We start from the raw sequence: 16,409 nt of genomic DNA, 5'->3' as shown, positions 1-16,409 counted from the left end.
GGGGTGGGGAACACGCACGCCGCAGGCGCCACCCGCGCCCACGACCCGCACGCCCCTCACGGCGCTCCCGGCGGCACGAACGGCAACCCCGCCGGCGCCCCGCGCTCGATGAGGGCGAGCAGCGCATCCGTGTCCGCGTGTTCCTCGATCAGATCGCCCAGCCGGTCCAGCTGCTCCTCCCGGAGCATCCCGAAGCTCGTGTCCGGCGCGGGCACGAACCGCCGGCCCGCCTGCGCCGCCACCTCCCGCAGGAACACCCGCCGGAAGCCGTCGCTCTCCAGCGACCCGTGCCAGTGCGTGCCCCACACCGCGCCGACGCGGCAGCCGTCCAGGAAGGGGTCGCCGCCCCGTACTTCGGCGACACCGTGATGGATCTCGTACCCCTCGACCCGCTCGCCGAGCGCTTCGCCGACCGGCCGCGCAAGGGTCTTCTCGCGCGCGAACCGGACCCGTACCGGCAGTAGTCCGAGCCCTTCGACCTGCCCGGCCCTCGACTCGACGTCGTCCTCGATGTGCTCGGCCAGCGCCTGGAAGCCGCCGCAGATGCCCAGTACCGGCCGGCCCTCCGCCGCGCGCCGCGCGATCGCGTCCGCCAGCCCGCGCTCCCGCAGCCAGGCCAGTGCCTTCACCGTCCCGCGCGTGCCCGGCACCACGACCAGGTCGGCGTCCACCAGCTCCTCCGCGCGGTCCACGAACCGCACCACGACGCCGGGTTCGGCCGCCAGCGCGTCCACGTCGGTGAAGTTCGACATCAGCGGCACGGCGCACACCGCGATCCGCAGCACGTCCTCGCCGACCGGCGCAGCGACCGTGGACTCGCGTACCGCACCGCGCAGGGACACCCGCAGACCGTCCTCCTCGTCGATGCCCAGCCCGTGCGCGTACGGCAGGACACCGAACGTCCGCCGGCCGGTGAGCCCGAGCAGCATGTCCAGGCCCGGCTCCAGCAGCGTCACATCACCCCGGAACTTGTTGACCAGATAGCCGGCGACGAGCTCCTGGTCCTCCGGAGCCAGCAGCGCGGTCGTGCCGAAGAACTGCGCGAACACCCCGCCCCGGTCGATGTCCCCGACCACCAGCACCGGCAGCCGGGCCGCCCGTGCGATGCCCATGTTCACGATGTCCGTGCGCCGCAGGTTGATCTCGGCCGGACTGCCCGCCCCCTCGCAGATCACGGCGTCATACGTGCCCCGCAGCTCGTCCAGGCACGCCATGACGGGTTCGAACAGCTCCCGCTGCCTGTTCCCGTGGTACCCCTTCGCGCTCATCTCGCCGACGGGCTTGCCCATCAGCACGACCTGGCTGGACCGGTCGCTGCCGGGCTTGAGCAGCACAGGGTTCATCAGCGCGCTCGGCTCGACGCGGGCGGCCTGCGCCTGCATCGCCTGCGCCCGGCCGATCTCCGCACCCTCCCGGGTCACGAACGAATTGAGGGACATGTTCTGCCCCTTGAAGGGCGCGACCTTCACGCCCTGCCGCACCAGCCATCGGCAGATCCCGGCGGTCACCACGCTCTTCCCGGCGTCCGACGTCGTCCCCGCGACCAGCAGTCCGCCGCTCATGTACGCCGTCCCCTCATGGCTCCGCGGACGAGCCGCGCACCCGCGCAGGCCGCCAGCGTCAGCACTCCGATGCGGCGCGACAGCCGCACCGCGCGGTCGATGTCGCCGAACTCCACCGCTCGTCCGCCTCCGTTGAGCACCGGCCGGTGCTCGACCCGCCCGCCGTAAGAGAGGGTCCCGCCCAGCCGTACGCCGAGCGCCCCGGCGAACGACGCCTCCACAGGGCCCGCGTTGGGGCTCGGATGCTTCGCCGCGTCCGCGCGCCAGGCGCCCATGGCCCCGCGCGGGTTCGGGCCGGCGACGGCCGCGAGCGCGGCGGTGAGCCGGGCACCCGGCCAGCCGGCCACGTCGTCCAGCCGTGCGGAGGCCCATCCGTACCGCAGATGGCGGGGTGACCTGTGGCCGACCATGGCGTCGAGGGTGTTGACCGCGCGGAAGCCGAGCAGCCCCGGTACACCCGCGACCGCGCCCCACACCAGGGCGCCGACAACGGCGTCGGAGGTGTTCTCGGCGACGGACTCGACGACGGCGCGGGCGATCTGCTGCTCGTCGAGGGACTGCGGATCGCGCCCGCACAGATGAGGCAGGCGCTCGCGAGCGGTGTCGATGTCCCCGGCCGCCAGTGCCTCGCCGATGGAACGTCCCTCGCGGCCCAGGGAGGTGCCCCCGACGACGGCCCACGTGGCGGCGGCGGTCAGCGCGACCGACGCGGCGGGGGAGCGGCGCACGGCACGGGACGCCAACGCCCCGACGGCGACGGCGCCTCCGGCGCAGACGGCGGTGTGCAGGGCGCCCCAGCCACGGTGGTCGCGCCACAGCATGCGCTCGACGGCACCGGCCGCACGCCCGAAGGCAGCGACGGGATGGCCCCTGCGGGGGTCCCCGACGAGGAGGTCACCGGCGAGACCGGCGGTGGCGCCGTACACGAAGATCCGGTCGGCACGCATGGGGTCAGCGACCTCTGGGGTGGTGTCCGACGGGCAGGGCTGAACTGCAGCCAGGCATGGTGACGAGTCCTCACTCAGGGTCCGCGCCCTGGTTCGACGTGACCGGCGGTGAGAGTTCCTGGCTCCCCGGGACCTCCCGGGTGACAGTGGCGGGACCGCGCCGGATTCGCACCGGACTTCCTCTTCTGCCGCCGTATATGGCCCCGGCAGTCCACCACGCCCGCGAACGCCCGTCAACTCACCCTTGACCTGCGGCGGGACAGTGTGCCGAGCCCCACACCGGGCGTCCGCCGGGCGGCATACGAAAGCCGGGACGGAGGTCCCCGAGGGGGCTCCGGCCCGGCTTCCGAACGGGTCGTGCGGTCGTCGGCCGACGACCGGTCAGACGACGATCAGATAGATCCCGTACGCGACGGCCGCGGCGCACAGCGCGAAGCAGGCGTACGCGGCGGTTCGGGCCATGGACGCCGAGCCGCCGTTCGCGCTCGCCGACTCGTGCTTGGTCAGGCCCACGATGCCCAGGGTGAACAGGCCCACCAGGGCGACGGTGGCGACGAGGCTCACGCCGAACACGGAGCCGAGAGCTGCCCAGTCGATCTTCATGCTGCTGATTCCTTACACCGTGGCCGGACGGGCCGGCTCGGGCTCGGCCGGGGCCGGGATGGTGGTCTTGAGCTCGCCCGCCGGCGGCGGGGCGACGGCCGCGATGGCGGTGGTGACGATGCCCGCGGGCTCGTCGGCCGCGGTCTCCGTCTCGTTGACGTTGGTGTGGTCGACGACCTGGCGGCGGGAGACGAGCCAGATCGCGAGGCAGGAGGCGACGAGGAACACGGCGACGGCCGCGACGCCCCAGTCACCCTGCTTGGTGACGAACTCCGAACCCGCGGCGACCAGACCCGCGGCCGGCAGGGTCAGACCCCAGGCCACGAACATCCGGGTCGCGGTGGACCAGCGGACCACACCGCCCTTGCGGCCGAGGCCCGCGCCCATCACCGCGCCGGAGCACGAGTGGGTCGTGGAGAGCGAGAAGCCGAGGTTGGAGGAGGCGAGGATGACGCTGGCCGCGCTGGTCTGGGCGGCGAAGCCCTGCTGCGGCTGGAGGTCGGTGAGGCCCTTGCCCATGGTGCGGATGATGCGCCAGCCGCCGAGGTACGTGCCGAGCGAGATCGCGATACCGGCGGAGAGGATGACCCACAGCGGAGGGTTGGAGCCGGGGGAGAGCACACCGCCGGCGACGAGCGCCAGCGTGATGATGCCCATCGTCTTCTGTGCGTCGTTGGTGCCGTGCGCCAGGGAGACGAGACCGGCGGAGGCGATCTGGCCGGAGCGGTAGCCCTTGGCGGTCGCCTTCGGGTCCGCGTTCTTCCCGATCCTGTACGTCAGCCGGGAGGCGAGATAGGCGGCGATACCGGCCACCAGCGGCGCGGCGATCGCGGGGATCAGCACCTTGGTCACGACGACGCTGCCGTCGACGCCGCTCATGCCGACGGAGGCGACGGTGGCGCCGATGAGGCCACCCATGAGGGCGTGCGAGGAGCTGGACGGCAGTCCGATGAGCCAGGTCATCAGATTCCAGAGAATGGCGCCGACGAGCGCCGCGAAGATGACTTCAGGGGTGATGCCTGATTCGTCGACGAGGCCGCTGGAGATCGTCTTGGCGACCTCCACCGAGAGGAAAGCGCCGACGAGGTTCAGAACGGCGGACATGGCCACCGCGGTCTTGGGCTTCAGAGCGCCGGTCGAGATGGTCGTCGCCATCGCGTTGGCCGTGTCGTGGAAACCGTTCGTGAAATCGAACACGAGAGCTGTCACGATCACAATCGCGAGCAGCAGTGTGATGTGTTCCATTTACCCAGGCAATCGTTTGGCGTCATTGACGCGCCGACCGTAGGCAACCTGGATGAACGGAAGGTGAACTGGGTCCGGCGGAGCGGTGTCCGCAACTGGGGGCTGAGTATTCCGTTTGCACTTTTGACGCCCCGGCGGGACACCCTGCCACCACTCGAACACCGTCCGTGCCCCTGTCGGCTCCGGCGGCCCTGCTGACAGGATCGCCGCATGACTGAGCAGCCTCGGCAGGACCCGATCGAACAGGCATGGCAGGACCTCGTCGCGACAGCCCGCAGGACTGCTGCCGAGGGCCTCGTGGTGGGCACGTCCGGCAACGTCTCCGTACGCGTCGGGGACCTGGTGCTCGTGACGCCGAGCGGAGTGCCGTACGACCGGCTCCGGCCCCGGGACACCGTCGCCGTCGACCTCGACGGCCGTCAGGTCACCGGCGAGCTCCCGCCCACCAGCGAACTGCCGCTGCACCTGGAGATCTACCGCCACACGTCCGCCGCCGCGGTCGTCCACACCCACGCCGTGCACGCCACCGCAGTCTCCACGCTCGTCCCCGAGCTGCCGCCGATCCACTACATGACCGCCGCTCTGGGCGGCCCCGTCCGTGTCGCGCCCTATGCGCTGTACGGCACCCCCGAACTCGCACGGAACATGCTCGGCGCGCTGCGCGGACGGTCGGCCTGCCTCCTCCAGAACCACGGCACTGTCGCCCACGGCGACTCCCTGGCCCAGGCGTACGACCGCACGGCCCAGCTCGAGTGGATGTCCCGCCTGTGGCTCACGGCCTCCGCCGTCCCGGGCCGCGAGCCGAACCTGCTGTCGGACACCCAGCTCGCAGAGGCGGCGACGCAGCTGAAGGGGTACGGCCGACGCAGCTGACCGCTCTGCCCGGTCCGTGCCCGAGCGCCGCCCACTGGCACCCCCGGCCACCCGCGCCGACACTGGATCCGTGCGCCCCGCTACAGCGACGGCAGCAGCCGTCTCCACCCTGATAGGCGTCGGCGCGGCCGCGGTCGCCGCCGGACGCTACGCGAGCCACGCCGCCCTCGGAGCACGGCCCCGCCGTCCCCTGCCGGGTGAACCGCGGCTCACCGTGCACGACACCGGCCCCGGCCGCGTGACACTGACCCGCAGTCTCGCCTCGACGCGGACCGGCACCTACGGCCTGGAGGGGTCCGGCGTGCACGCGGTCGTCGGCCCCGTCCTCGACGGGGTGGCCCCGTCCGCGGACACCGTCGTCCGACGGCTCGAACGGGTGGCCGCGGGCGGCCTGGAGCCGGGGACACGGGTGCGTTTCACCCCGCAGGTGCACAGCGGGGACCCCACCACGGCCCTCGGCATCGCGTACGCGGACGTCCTCGTCCCCGGCGAGCTCGGTGCCCTGCCCGCCTGGTTCGTCCCCGGCGCCCGCACCACCTGGGTGATCACCGTGCACGGCCTCGGCACCACCCGGGAACACCCGCTGAACGTGTTGGAGTTCCTGCACGCCAACCAGTTCCCCGTGCTCAACCTCGCCTACCGGGGGGACGAGGGTGCCCCCCGGCCGCCGGACGGCCTCAGCCATCTCGGGGACTCCGAGTGGCGCGACCTGGACGCGGCCGTACGGCACGCGGTGCGGCACGGCGCCGACCGCATCGTCGTCCACGGCTGGTCCACGGGCGCGTCGATGGCCCTGCACGCCGCAGCCAACTCGGGACTTCGTGACTGCATCAGCGGACTTGTCCTGGACTCGCCGGTGCTCGAATGGGAGACGACCGTGCGCGCCCTGGCCTCCGCCCGGGGCACCCCGGCCCCGCTGCTGCCCCTCGCGGTCCGCGCGGCCCAGGGCCGCACCGGCCCGCACAGCGACCGGTTCGCCGAGGCCGTCGACCCGCTCGCCGTCCGGGTCCCGATGCTGATCTTCCACGGCCCCGACGACACCATCGCGCCGTGGCGGCCCTCGCGCCGACTCGCCGCGCAGCGACCCGGGTTGACCACGCTGCACACCGTCCCCGGTGCCCCGCACGCGGCGATGTGGAACGCCGACCCCACGGCGTACGAAGAGGTCCTGCGCCGCTTTCTCACCCCTCTCATGTAGCCGTCGGCGGCCGCGGGGCGGGGGCGCTCCCGGGGCGGCCCGTGAGGTTCCGTTTGGGCTTTCGGGCAGTCAGCGGGAAGACTGCTCCCCGTGACGTCCCGAAAGCCTGATGAGCAATTGGCGCGCAACTCCAGACTTCGTCTTGTCCGCCCGCGATCCCTGGCCACCGCGCGACGGGCCGTGACGACCCGGCGTACCCGTCCGGCGCCTCGTCCGCCGGAGGGCACGCCCGCCCCCGCCGAGCTGGCGCGACAGGCGCGCGCGATCCTTGCCGACGCCGTACGCATCGCCCGCTGGGCGGCCGTGGAACGCGGTCCCGGCGAGGCCCGTTCGGTCCCCGAGGCGCGGGAACGCGCCGCGGCCGCACTGGACCTGACCCCGGAGCAGGTGGGAGCGGGATGGGACCGCGCCCGCCTGGCCGGACTGATCGAGATCCACGGCGACACCGCCCGCCCGGGATGGCGGCTGCGCGCCTGGGACCGCGACGACATGGCCGTGCTGCGCGGCTGGGTCGCACTCTTCGACGCCTGGTCCCTGGCGCACCCCGCCCCTGCGGACGTCGCGCCCACCGGTGTGGCCGAGGTCGTCGAGGCCGTGCCCCAGGTGCTCTCCCTCCTTCAGCTCTCGGCCGGCCCCGTGCTCATGCCGGCGCTGCTCGACCTGCTGCAGCAGCGCGTCGCCGAACTGCGCGAGGAACGCTGCGAGGTGCCCGGTCCGGAAGCCGCGGACCCCTCGGGGGCCGCGGCCGGTCAGGACGTCCCGGTCTCCGCCCTCCTCGGCTGGGCGCTCGAGGGCCTGGCCGCCGTCGGAGCCCTCACCCTGGAACGCGACCGGGCCACACTCACCCCGCTCGGCAACTGGGCGGTGTGGGTCAAGCTGGAGCAGATCTGCGTCGCCGCGCAGAGCCCCGCGGGCAACATCGAACAGTCCGCCGAGGACATGCTGCGCGGCTGCGCCCGCCTCACCCCCGGCCCGGCACGCGCCGAGTACCGCGCCTGGCTCGCCGCCCGCACCGTCTCCAGCGCCGTCGGTGAACTCCTCGCCGTCGCCCGTGGCGAGGACGCCCTGCTGCGCGGACTCGCCTTCGAGGCGCTGCGCGTCGTCGGCGCCCCCGCCGAGGCCGAAGTCCGCGCCGCCGCAGGCGAACCGTCCCTGCGCCCCTACGCCCTGCTGTGGCTGGCCGAGTACGAAGGCGCCGATCCCGAGGACGCCGCGGACGCCCTCACCCGGGAGGAGGCCACCTGGCTCTGGGTGGACACCGCTGCCGCAGTCGCCGACCACGGCGAGCCCCAGCTGCTTCTGCGTCATCTCGACTCCGCCGTGCAGGGCACCGTCCCGGCACTGATCGAGGAGGTGCGGTCCGGCGGACACCCCCGGACCGTCCAGGTCCTGGTCGCGCTGGCCGCGGCACACCCCGACCCGGCACTGGCCAAGGCGGTGCGCCGCGCGGCCTTCCAGGTCCACACCGGAGGGGCATGAGGGCGGGTGACATGACCCGCACGGCGGCGGAGGACTACGAGGACTCCGCCGCCCCCGGCGTGTAGGTGCCGAAGCTCCAGATGTTGCCCTCCACGTCCCGGGCCATGTAGTCCCGTGCCCCGTACTCCTGGTCGGTCGGCGGCATCACGATCTCCGCCCCGTGTTCCACCGCCCGCCCGTGGTGCGCGTCGACGTCGTCGACATGCACGAACACCCCGGTGGGTCCGGCCCCCTGCATCAGCTTGTCGAACTCGCTTCCGGTGCCCTTGCTTCCCAGCATCACCATGCCGTTCCCGAAGGTCAGTTCGGCATGGAGCACCCCGCCGCCCTCGTCCTCGTACACCGCGTGCTCGGTGAAACCGAAGGCCTCCGTGAGCTGTCTGATCGCGGCCTTGGCGTCCGTGTAGACCAGCGTCGGACAGATGCTCGGCGACTGTGTCATCCCGATCACTCCTCACTCGCTCGACGACAGGATGGTGATCTGCGTCTCAGTCTGGCACCGCCCACCGACAACGCCCGCCCCCGGACCGCCGCCCCGCCGGGGCCCTCCGCGAGCTCAGCCGAACGTGTTGCACCGCGCCATGTCGCCGGTGCGGTAGCCGTTGTAGAACCACTGCTGCCGCTGCGCCGAGGAGCCGTGCGTCCAGGACTCGGGAGTGACCCGGCCCTGGTACCGCTGCTGGATCCGGTCGTCACCGACAGCCGCGGCCGCGTCGAGTCCGTCCCTGATGTCCGCGTCCGTGAGTTCGGTGATGAGCAGCCGGCCCGTCCTGTCGTCCGGCGTCGTCGTCGCGTGGTGGGCCCACACCCCCGCGTAGCAGTCGGCCTGGAGCTCCACCCGCACCGCGTTGCTGTCCGCACCCTGCCGTCCGTCCTGTGCCCGCTGCAGCGTGCCGGTCAGGTTCTGCACGTGGTGCCCGTACTCGTGCGCCACGACGTACGCCTGCGCGAAGGGGCCGCCGGTCGCGCCGAACTCGGTCCGCAGGTCGTCGAAGAAGTCGAGGTCCAGATAGACCTTGCGGTCGCCGGGGCAGTAGAACGGTCCGACGGCCGAGGTGGCCGTCCCGCACGCCGTGCCCACCTGTCCCGTGAACATCACCGTCGGCGCCGTCGTGTACCGCCCCTGCCGCCGCTGGAACTCCGCGCGCCAGTAGTCCTGCACGTTGTTGACCACCGCGACGATGCGGCAGTCCTCCCGGGTGTTGGCGTCCGCGCCGCGTCTGCAGGCCTCGTTCACCTCGGCCTGGGACGACGACGTCGCCACCGGGCCGTCGTCGCCCGAGGAGAGGCCCAGCTGTTCCGGTCCGACACCGAAGAACAGCCCCAGGATCAGTGCGATGACGCCCGCGATGCCGCCGCCGACGGTGGCCCTGCCGCCCGGGATCCGGCTGCCGCGCACATCCTGGACCTCCGAGGTGTCGAGGTCGGTGTTGTCGTCGAACTGCATGGGCGACCCTCCGCTCCACGGCGACGGAAGCCCCCGCTCCTCGCGAGTATCGGCCGGTTCGTAGCCGTATGCCCCTTTTGCTGAGGCGCTCACGGGCGGTCGCGTTCGGGTCAGTGGCGCCCGTCACTCCTGCTCCACAGCCGGAAAAGTACTTGGCGAGCCCCGTTAGACTGGGCCGTATGGCAATTCTCCTTGTGCATTAGACGGCGTCGAAGCGTCGCTCGCCCGTCCCTTCCGTCGTCCATACCGCCCTGGAGTATTCCCCCGTGATCACCGCATCCGGTATCGAGCTGCGCGCCGGCGCGCGCATCCTCATCGAGTCCGCCTCCTTCCGCATCGCCAAGGGTGACCGCATCGGCCTCGTCGGCCGCAACGGAGCCGGCAAGACCACCCTCACCAAATGCCTTGCCGGCGAAGGCATCCCCGCCGGCGGCACGATCTCCCGCTCCGGCGAGGTCGGCTATCTCCCGCAGGACCCCCGCACCGGCGACCTCGACGTGCTGGCCCGCGACCGGATCCTCTCCGCCCGCGGCCTCGACGCCCTGATCCGCAAGATGCGTCTGAACGAGGAGCGCATCGCCACCGGCCAGGGCTCCACCCGCGAGAAGGCGCTCAAGCAGTACGAGCGCCAGGAGACCGAGTTCCTCACCAAGGGCGGTTACGCCGCCGAGGCCGAGGCCTCCACCATCGCAGCCGCGCTCGGTCTGCCGGACCGGGTCCTCTCTCAGCCGCTCCATACGCTCTCCGGCGGTCAGCGCCGCCGCGTCGAGCTCGCCCGCATCCTCTTCTCGGACGCCGACACCCTGCTCCTCGACGAGCCCACCAACCACCTCGACGCCGACTCGATCGTCTGGCTGCGCGACTACCTGAAGTCGTACCGCGGCGGCTTCATCGTGATCTCCCACGACGTCGACCTCGTCGAGACGGTCGTCAACAAGGTCTTCTACCTGGACGCCAACCGCTCGCAGATCGACGTCTACAACATGGGCTGGAAGCTCTACCAGCAGCAGCGCGAGGCGGACGAGAAGCGCCGCAAGCGCGAGCGGCAGAACGCCGAGAAGAAGGCCGCGGCCCTCAACTCCCAGGCCGACAAGATGCGCGCCAAGGCGACCAAGACCGTCGCCGCCCAGAACATGGCCAAGCGCGCCGAGCGGCTGCTGGCCGGACTCGAGGACGTCCGCATGGCCGACAAGGTGGCCAAGCTGCGCTTCCCCGAGCCCGCACCCTGCGGCAGGACTCCGCTGACCGCGGACGGCCTGTCCAAGTCGTACGGCTCGCTGGAGATCTTCACCGACGTGGATCTCGCCATCGACAAGGGCTCGCGGGTCGTGATCCTCGGTCTGAACGGCGCGGGCAAGACGACGCTGCTGCGCCTGCTCGCCGGGGTCGAGCAGCCCGACACCGGCCAGGTGACCCCCGGGCACGGGCTCAAGCTCGGCTACTACGCCCAGGAGCACGAGACGCTCGACCCGGACCGCACCGTCCTGGAGAACATGCGCTCCTCCGCGCCGGACCTCGACCTGGTCGAGGTGCGCAAGACGCTCGGTTCGTTCCTCTTCTCCGGCGACGACGTCGACAAGCCGGCCGGCGTGCTCTCCGGCGGCGAGAAGACCCGTCTGGCGCTGGCCACCCTGGTCGTCTCCTCGGCCAACGTGCTGCTGCTCGACGAGCCCACCAACAACCTGGACCCGGCCAGCCGCGAGGAGATCCTCGGGGCGCTGCGCACCTACAAGGGCGCGGTCATCCTCGTCACCCACGACGAGGGCGCGGTCGAGGCGCTGGAGCCGGAGCGGATCATCCTGCTGCCGGACGGCGTCGAGGACCTGTGGGGCGCGGACTACGCGGACCTGGTCGCCCTGGCCTGACCGGGTCCGGCGGGTCGCCGATCCGCCTCGACCTGACCCCGGCAGGTCGTTGATCCACTCCGTATGGATCATTCGGCCTACGGGTGATCCATCATCTGCGTGAGTGCGTCTGGTCAGGCGGCGTGCCGCCTGGCGGACGGCCTCCGTCCGCTCCTGGCCGGCCCGTTTCCCGGTTCCCTGGCCCTGACCTGGTATTTCGGTGGGAATTGGGGGCAACCGCGCTCCCGACCGCGACTGGAATGCTTCATTCCGCTCGTGGTGGCCGCAAATCCCATTGCCAAGCGTTCCGTACTGACCTTGTCGAATGGGTGGCCAGGATGCCCGGGAGGGGTGATCATGAGAAGTCCAGAGCGCACTTCCCATGAGGAGGCACGGGTGGCCGAGACTCTGAAGAAGGGCAGCCGGGTTACCGGCGCCGCGCGCGACAAGCTCGCGGCAGACCTGAAGAAGAAGTACGACTCCGGTGCGAGCATCCGGGCGCTGGCCGAGGAAACCGGCCGCTCCTATGGATTCGTCCATCGGATGCTCAGTGAGTCCGGAGTTGTTCTGCGTGGACGCGGCGGAGCGACGCGGGGCAAGAAGGCCGCCTCGGCCTGACGTCCCCGTCGGCGGAGATTCCTTCGGCCCACCGGTTTTCGCGGTGGCCACCCGGGCGGTCCCAGGACCTGCCCGGGTGGTTACTGTGCAGTAGCTTATCTTCGTAAGCACGACTGCACCGAACCGGAGGCGTCTCATGACTTCGCTCGACCCTGTGCTCGACAAGGACGGCGTACGGCTCACCGTCGACGACGCCGTTGCCACGGTGACCCTGACCAAGCCGGACAAGCGCAATGCCCAGGACTTCGCGCTGTGGCGGGCATTGACGCAGGCCGGACGGTCGCTGCCGGGCAATGTGCGGGTCGTGGTGCTGCGCGGCGAGGGCAAGTCCTTCTCCGCCGGGCTCGACCGCCAGGCCTTCACCCCCGAGGGCTTCGACGGCGAGCCGTCGTTCATCGACCTCGCGGGCAAGGCCGACACGGAGATCGACGCCGCCATCGCCGAGTTCCAGGAGGCGTTCACCTGGTGGCGCCGCAGTGACATCGTCACGATCGCGGCCGTCCAGGGCCATGCGATCGGCGCCGGATTCCAGCTCGCCCTCGCCTGTGATCTGCGGGTCGTGGCCGAGGACGTCCAGTTCGCCATGCGCGAGACCAGCCTCGGGCTCGTCCCCGACCTCACCGGCACGCATCCGCTGGTGTCTCTCGTCGGTTACGCCCGCGCGCTCGAGATCTGCGCGACGGGACGCTTCGTACACGCCGAGGAGGCCGAGCGCACAGGGCTCGCCAACCTCGTCGTGCCCGCGGGCGACCTCGACGCCGCCGTCACGGACCTCGCCGCGGCGCTCGTTGCCGCGCCCCGCGACGCGGTGATCGAGACCAAGGCGCTGCTGCAGGGCGCCGCGGGCCGCTCCTACGAGGAGCAGCGCGTCGCCGAGCGTGCCGCGCAGGCCCGTCGGCTGCGCGATCTCGCGGGCCTCTCCGACTGATCCGGTCGTACGGTCCGTCCGGCCGCGCCGCCGCGCGCGTTCCCGTGGCCGGACGGGTCAGCCGACCGAAGTGATCAGGACCGTGGCCGGACGGGGCAGCCGACCGACGTGATCAGGACCGTGACCGGGCGGTCGTCCGCGAGCGCGGCGGACACCGACGCACGCACCGCCCCGGCCACGTCCAGAGCCCGGCTGCCCACGGTCGTGGCGAGTTCCACCCGTACATGGTCGTCGGCCCGGTGTACGGCGCTGCCCAGCGTCGCCGTCAGGCACTCCACCCCCGCTGTCGCCGCCGCAGCCCGGGAGACCGTGTCCGAGGGGGCGACCGGCGAGGGCGTCGGCTCCGCCTCCGGCTGCGGGGCGGTGTCCGGCAGACCGGTCACCCGCAGATCCACGGTGGCGACCACCAGCCCCATTCGCTCCGCGGCCGCCGCGAACAGCGCGTCGCGCACCGCCTCCGTCACCGCGGGCAGCGGTTCCCCGCTCCACACGACGAGTTCCGCCACGATCCGGTGCGGCCCCGATGGCAGAGCGCTCGGAGGCGGCGGCAGCAGCGGCTCCTGGGCCGACTCGGGATCCGCGAGCATCACCTCCAGCCGTGTCACACCCGCGCCCGGCACCGCATCCGCCGCCGCTCGTGCAAAGGCCGCCGCCGCGGCCCGCTCCGTCAGCCATGTGCCCTCCGCCGGCCCGCCCAGAACGACGAACCTGCTGAGCCCCATCGCCTGCCGCACCCGCCGCATCGCGCCCGAAGTGGTCATTCCTCCAGCCTGCCGCATCCCCGGCGCGAGACCGGGCAAGCGCACTTAGTGTGGGCTTGGGGCCTTTGAGAAGTGCCTTGGGGGAGGTCACACCGCCCGGAAAGGACCATGCGATGACCGACACAGGCGAGCGCAACCGTCCCCAGAGCACGGGAGGAGAGACGGCGGGCTCCGGCGAACAGTCCCGCAGGACCTCCATCAGCAAGCGCGTCGACCCCGGAGTCCGCGGCCGCACCACCATCGCCGACGGCGTCGTCGAGAAGATCGCCGGACTCGCCGCGCGCGACGTCGTCGGCGTCCACGCGATGGGCAGTGGCATGTCCCGTACCTTCGGCGCCGTACGCGACCGGGTCCCGGGCGGAGGCGGCGGCAAGTCCGGCGTCACGCGCGGGGTCAAGGCCGAGGTCGGCGAGGTGCAGACGGCCCTCGACCTCGAACTCGTCGTCGACTACGGCGTCTCCATCTCCGACGTGGCGCGCGCCGTCCGCGAGAACGTCGTCTCCGCCGTCGAGCGCATGACCGGACTCGAGGTCGTCGAGGTCAACATCGCCGTCACCGACGTCAAACTGCCCGATGAGGAAGAGGACGAGCCGGAGCCGCGTCTCCAGTAGAGGAGCTCAACATGAGCATGGCCGTGGTCGGCATGGTGGCCGGCATGGCGCTCGCATTCGCCGGGTACTTCGGCGGATTCGGGGCGTTTCTGCTGGTCGCCGCATTGGGGGCCGTCGGTTTCGTCGCAGGGCGCTTCCTCGAGGGCGACCTCGAGGTCGGTGACTTCTTCCGGAGCCGCGATCGTGGCGACGGGCGGCGGTGACCGCAGTGACCGCCGGGGGCTCATCCACCGGAGGCAGAGGGAATCTCGACCCCGCCGAGCGCGGGGCTACCGTCATCGCCGACCGCGTCGTGGCGAAGATCGCCACACAGGCGGCACGGGAGGCGCTCGGAGCGGTGCCCGAGGACGGCACCCCGCCGCACGCCATGGTCGTCGTGCACCACGACATTGCCCGGGTGCGGGTCAGCCTGGAACTCGAATACCCCTGCGACATCGGCGGCCGGTGCCGTGCCGTGCGTCACCGGGTCGCCGAACGGGTAAGGACGTTGGCGGGGATGGAGGTACCCGAGGTGGCGGTGCAGGTCGAGCGGCTGCACTCCGTCCACTCGCGTCGCGTGGCGCAGGGGAGGATCCGATGACCGAGCCCGAAGAGCCCACCCGTCCTGTCCTCGAAATGGACCAGTCCGCGTCCGGCGCCGCCTACGACCCCGCCCCGAACGCCCGGGACGGCGAAGGCGGCAAGGCAGGACGCTTCTGGTCGGCGCGGCGCATCCCCGCGGGGCTGCTCGCCGCCGTGCTCCTCGGCGGCGCGGGACTTCTGCTGTACGACGTCGCCGCCGTGCGCGCCGACCGCCCGGCGATGCAATGGCGGCGCTCCCTGGCCGACGATCTCGCCACGTGGCGCCTCGACGAGGTCGGCGTCCTCGCGGCCGCCGGGGCCGTCGTGCTCCTCGGTGTCTGGCTGATCGTTCTTGCCGTGACCCCCGGCCTGCGGGCGATCCTGCCGATGCGCTGCGAGCGGGCGGACGTCCGCGCCGGCCTCGACCGCGACGCCGCGGCACTCGTGCTGCGCGACCGGGCGATGGAGGTCTCCGGGGTGCAGTCCGTACGGGTACGGATGGGGCGCTCCAAGGCGACGGTGCGGGCACGGTCGCACTTCCGCGAGCTCGACGAGGTGCGCGCCGACCTGGACACGGCGCTCGCCGTCGGTCTCAGGGAGCTGGGGCTTGCGAGGCCGCCCGCCCTGTCCGTGCACGTCGTCCGGCCCCCGGCGAAGAAGAAGTGAGGTGTGAGACGGATGCTGCGCACGATCAACCGGGTCCTGCTCGGCCTCGCCGGACTGGTCCTCCTCTGCGGCGGCGCTGCGGTGCTCGTGGCGGGGGCGGGAGTGTCCGTTCCGTCGTGGTGGCCGTACGACGGACCGAACGATGTGCTGCTCAGCGACGCGGACCGGATGCGCCGGCAGGACGAGGGCTGGTGGTGGCCGGTCGTCATCGCGGTCCTCGCCGTGGTGGTCCTGCTCGCCCTGTGGTGGCTGCTTGCCCAACTCCGCCGCGCACGCCTCGCGGAGGTCCTCGTCGACAGCGGTGACGGCGAGGGCGCACTGCTGCGTGGCCGGGCGCTCGAGGGCGTGATGGCGGGAGAGGTCGAGGCACTGGAGGGTGTGTCCCGCGCGTCGGTGATGCTGACCGGACGCCGGCGCACGGCGCCGGAGGCGCGGGTGCTGCTGCAGCTGGAGCCGCATGCGGCGCCTGCGGAGGCGATGGCGCGGCTGATGGACGAGGCGGTGACACACGCGAAGGAGTCGGCAGGGCTGGGATCGTTGCCGACGGAGGCACGGCTGCGGGTGGCGCGGCACGGGGCGGAGCGGGTGAAGTGAGGCGGGTGGAGCGCGCCGCGCCTCCGGCGGGCGTGCCCCACCCCACGAACGGGCCGGGGTAGGCCCCCGGTTGGCCCTGGCCCTGTCCGGGTGATCTTCTCGGGCCCGCGACGCCGGCTACGGCACCCCCGAGCCTTCGGCCGGGTGGGCCCCGGCGGGTGCCCCCACGCTGTGTTCTCAGTCGCCCGAGTACGTCCAGTGCGAGGGTGATCTCCCATCCAGGCGGCCGGGTGGGGGTCCCCGGGCGGAGCCAGGGGGAGTGCCCCCACCGCCTTGCGAGGCGTCCCCTCGGCCCTGGCGGGCCGGGGGGACGCCCCGTGCATCTGAGGTCGCGGGCTGAACCTCAAAGATCGCCCGGACAGGACCTGGTGCCCCTCCCGGCAACCTTTGCCCCGTCGCGCCGCCCAGCATGCGCCCTCGCTGCGTTGGCCGGAAGTCCTCGTAGCTCCGCTACGAGGACTTCCGGCCGCCT

18 protein-coding genes and 1 riboswitch are annotated in these 16,409 nt (G+C 72.2%); of the genes, 11 read left to right on the top strand and 7 right to left on the bottom strand.

From position 1 onward, the window contains the following. Positions 1-56 precede the first annotated feature (56 nt). The 4 genes from AC067Z_RS00315 to AC067Z_RS00300 all read right to left on the bottom strand — a co-directional run bounded on the left by AC067Z_RS00315 (position 57) and on the right by AC067Z_RS00300 (position 4,357). Positions 57-1,562, bottom strand: coding sequence for a cobyric acid synthase (locus tag AC067Z_RS00315; RefSeq protein WP_478787146.1), 1,506 nt, complete (start codon positions 1,560-1,562; stop codon positions 57-59). Continuing rightward, on the bottom strand, positions 1,559-2,509 hold the full coding sequence (locus tag AC067Z_RS00310; protein WP_478787145.1) for a cobalamin biosynthesis protein: 951 nt from the start codon (positions 2,507-2,509) through the stop codon (positions 1,559-1,561). Before AC067Z_RS00310 ends, AC067Z_RS00315 begins: the two co-directional genes overlap by 4 nt. A 90-nt stretch (positions 2,510-2,599) precedes the next feature. Beyond that, a riboswitch (cobalamin riboswitch) is annotated at positions 2,600-2,740 on the bottom strand. 150 nt (positions 2,741-2,890) lie between these two features. Continuing rightward, positions 2,891-3,112: a hypothetical protein gene (locus AC067Z_RS00305; RefSeq protein WP_478787144.1), complete on the bottom strand. Its 222-nt coding sequence runs from the start codon at positions 3,110-3,112 to the stop codon at positions 2,891-2,893. A 12-nt stretch (positions 3,113-3,124) separates the two neighbouring features. After that, complete coding sequence (locus AC067Z_RS00300) at positions 3,125-4,357, bottom strand: inorganic phosphate transporter (protein WP_478787143.1); 1,233 nt, start codon at positions 4,355-4,357, stop codon at positions 3,125-3,127. A 210-nt stretch (positions 4,358-4,567) separates the two neighbouring features. On the opposite strand from AC067Z_RS00300, the gene AC067Z_RS00295 reads away from it, so the two are divergent. The 3 genes from AC067Z_RS00295 to AC067Z_RS00285 all read left to right on the top strand — a co-directional run bounded on the left by AC067Z_RS00295 (position 4,568) and on the right by AC067Z_RS00285 (position 7,907). Next, positions 4,568-5,230 (top strand): class II aldolase/adducin family protein, encoded by a 663-nt coding sequence (locus AC067Z_RS00295; RefSeq protein WP_478787142.1) that lies wholly within the window; start codon positions 4,568-4,570, stop codon positions 5,228-5,230. 70 nt (positions 5,231-5,300) lie between these two features. Further along, entirely contained in the window at positions 5,301-6,428 is a 1,128-nt protein-coding gene (locus tag AC067Z_RS00290) for an alpha/beta hydrolase (protein WP_478787141.1), read from the top strand. 90 nt (positions 6,429-6,518) lie between these two features. Further along, the gene (locus AC067Z_RS00285; protein ID WP_478787140.1) at positions 6,519-7,907 is read left to right on the top strand and encodes a hypothetical protein; all 1,389 of its coding nucleotides are present in this window, start codon (positions 6,519-6,521) and stop codon (positions 7,905-7,907) included. A gap of 34 nt (positions 7,908-7,941) precedes the next feature. On the opposite strand, the gene AC067Z_RS00280 is transcribed toward AC067Z_RS00285, so the two are convergent. Together AC067Z_RS00280 and ypfJ are read right to left on the bottom strand one after the other, a co-directional pair. Then, complete coding sequence (locus tag AC067Z_RS00280) at positions 7,942-8,349, bottom strand: VOC family protein (RefSeq protein ID WP_478787139.1); 408 nt, start codon at positions 8,347-8,349, stop codon at positions 7,942-7,944. 114 nt (positions 8,350-8,463) lie between these two features. Next, complete coding sequence (gene ypfJ / locus AC067Z_RS00275; protein ID WP_478787138.1) at positions 8,464-9,354, bottom strand: KPN_02809 family neutral zinc metallopeptidase; 891 nt, start codon at positions 9,352-9,354, stop codon at positions 8,464-8,466. A 266-nt stretch (positions 9,355-9,620) separates the two neighbouring features. Here ypfJ and AC067Z_RS00270 point away from each other — a divergent pair, with 266 nt between their 5' ends. The 3 genes from AC067Z_RS00270 to AC067Z_RS00260 all read left to right on the top strand — a co-directional run bounded on the left by AC067Z_RS00270 (position 9,621) and on the right by AC067Z_RS00260 (position 12,744). Further along, a complete protein-coding gene (locus AC067Z_RS00270) occupies positions 9,621-11,219 on the top strand; it encodes an ABC-F family ATP-binding cassette domain-containing protein (RefSeq protein WP_478787137.1) in 1,599 nt (532 codons plus the stop codon). Positions 11,220-11,594: 375 nt separating this feature from the next. Further along, complete coding sequence (locus tag AC067Z_RS00265) at positions 11,595-11,816, top strand: helix-turn-helix domain-containing protein (protein WP_005319113.1); 222 nt, start codon at positions 11,595-11,597, stop codon at positions 11,814-11,816. A 136-nt stretch (positions 11,817-11,952) separates the two neighbouring features. After that, positions 11,953-12,744 (top strand): enoyl-CoA hydratase/isomerase family protein, encoded by a 792-nt coding sequence (locus AC067Z_RS00260; RefSeq protein ID WP_478787136.1) that lies wholly within the window; start codon positions 11,953-11,955, stop codon positions 12,742-12,744. A 74-nt stretch (positions 12,745-12,818) separates the two neighbouring features. Here AC067Z_RS00260 and AC067Z_RS00255 read toward each other — a convergent pair whose 3' ends face one another. Beyond that, positions 12,819-13,505, bottom strand: coding sequence for a hypothetical protein (locus tag AC067Z_RS00255; RefSeq protein ID WP_478787135.1), 687 nt, complete (start codon positions 13,503-13,505; stop codon positions 12,819-12,821). A 113-nt stretch (positions 13,506-13,618) separates the two neighbouring features. Here AC067Z_RS00255 and AC067Z_RS00250 point away from each other — a divergent pair, with 113 nt between their 5' ends. Genes AC067Z_RS00250 through amaP form a run of 5 tightly spaced genes read left to right on the top strand, consistent with a single transcriptional unit; the run spans position 13,619 to position 15,937 of the window. After that, entirely contained in the window at positions 13,619-14,116 is a 498-nt protein-coding gene (locus AC067Z_RS00250; protein WP_478787134.1) for an Asp23/Gls24 family envelope stress response protein, read from the top strand. 11 nt (positions 14,117-14,127) lie between these two features. After that, positions 14,128-14,319 (top strand): hypothetical protein, encoded by a 192-nt coding sequence (locus tag AC067Z_RS00245; protein WP_478787133.1) that lies wholly within the window; start codon positions 14,128-14,130, stop codon positions 14,317-14,319. Beyond that, positions 14,316-14,696, top strand: a complete 381-nt coding sequence (locus AC067Z_RS00240; RefSeq protein WP_478787132.1) for an Asp23/Gls24 family envelope stress response protein — start codon at positions 14,316-14,318, stop codon at positions 14,694-14,696. Before AC067Z_RS00245 ends, AC067Z_RS00240 begins: the two co-directional genes overlap by 4 nt. Next, positions 14,693-15,343 carry a DUF6286 domain-containing protein gene (locus AC067Z_RS00235; protein WP_478787131.1) on the top strand — a complete coding sequence of 217 codons (651 nt, stop codon included), beginning with the start codon at positions 14,693-14,695 and terminating at the stop codon, positions 15,341-15,343. The genes AC067Z_RS00240 and AC067Z_RS00235 overlap by 4 nt, the downstream gene beginning before the upstream one ends. A 12-nt stretch (positions 15,344-15,355) precedes the next feature. Further along, complete coding sequence (gene amaP, locus AC067Z_RS00230) at positions 15,356-15,937, top strand: alkaline shock response membrane anchor protein AmaP (RefSeq protein WP_478787130.1); 582 nt, start codon at positions 15,356-15,358, stop codon at positions 15,935-15,937. The last annotated feature ends 472 nt before the right edge of the window (positions 15,938-16,409 follow it).

It is taken from the genome of Streptomyces sp. NPDC043812 (assembly GCF_056436245.1).
This window is presented reverse-complemented; position numbering and strand designations above follow the sequence as displayed.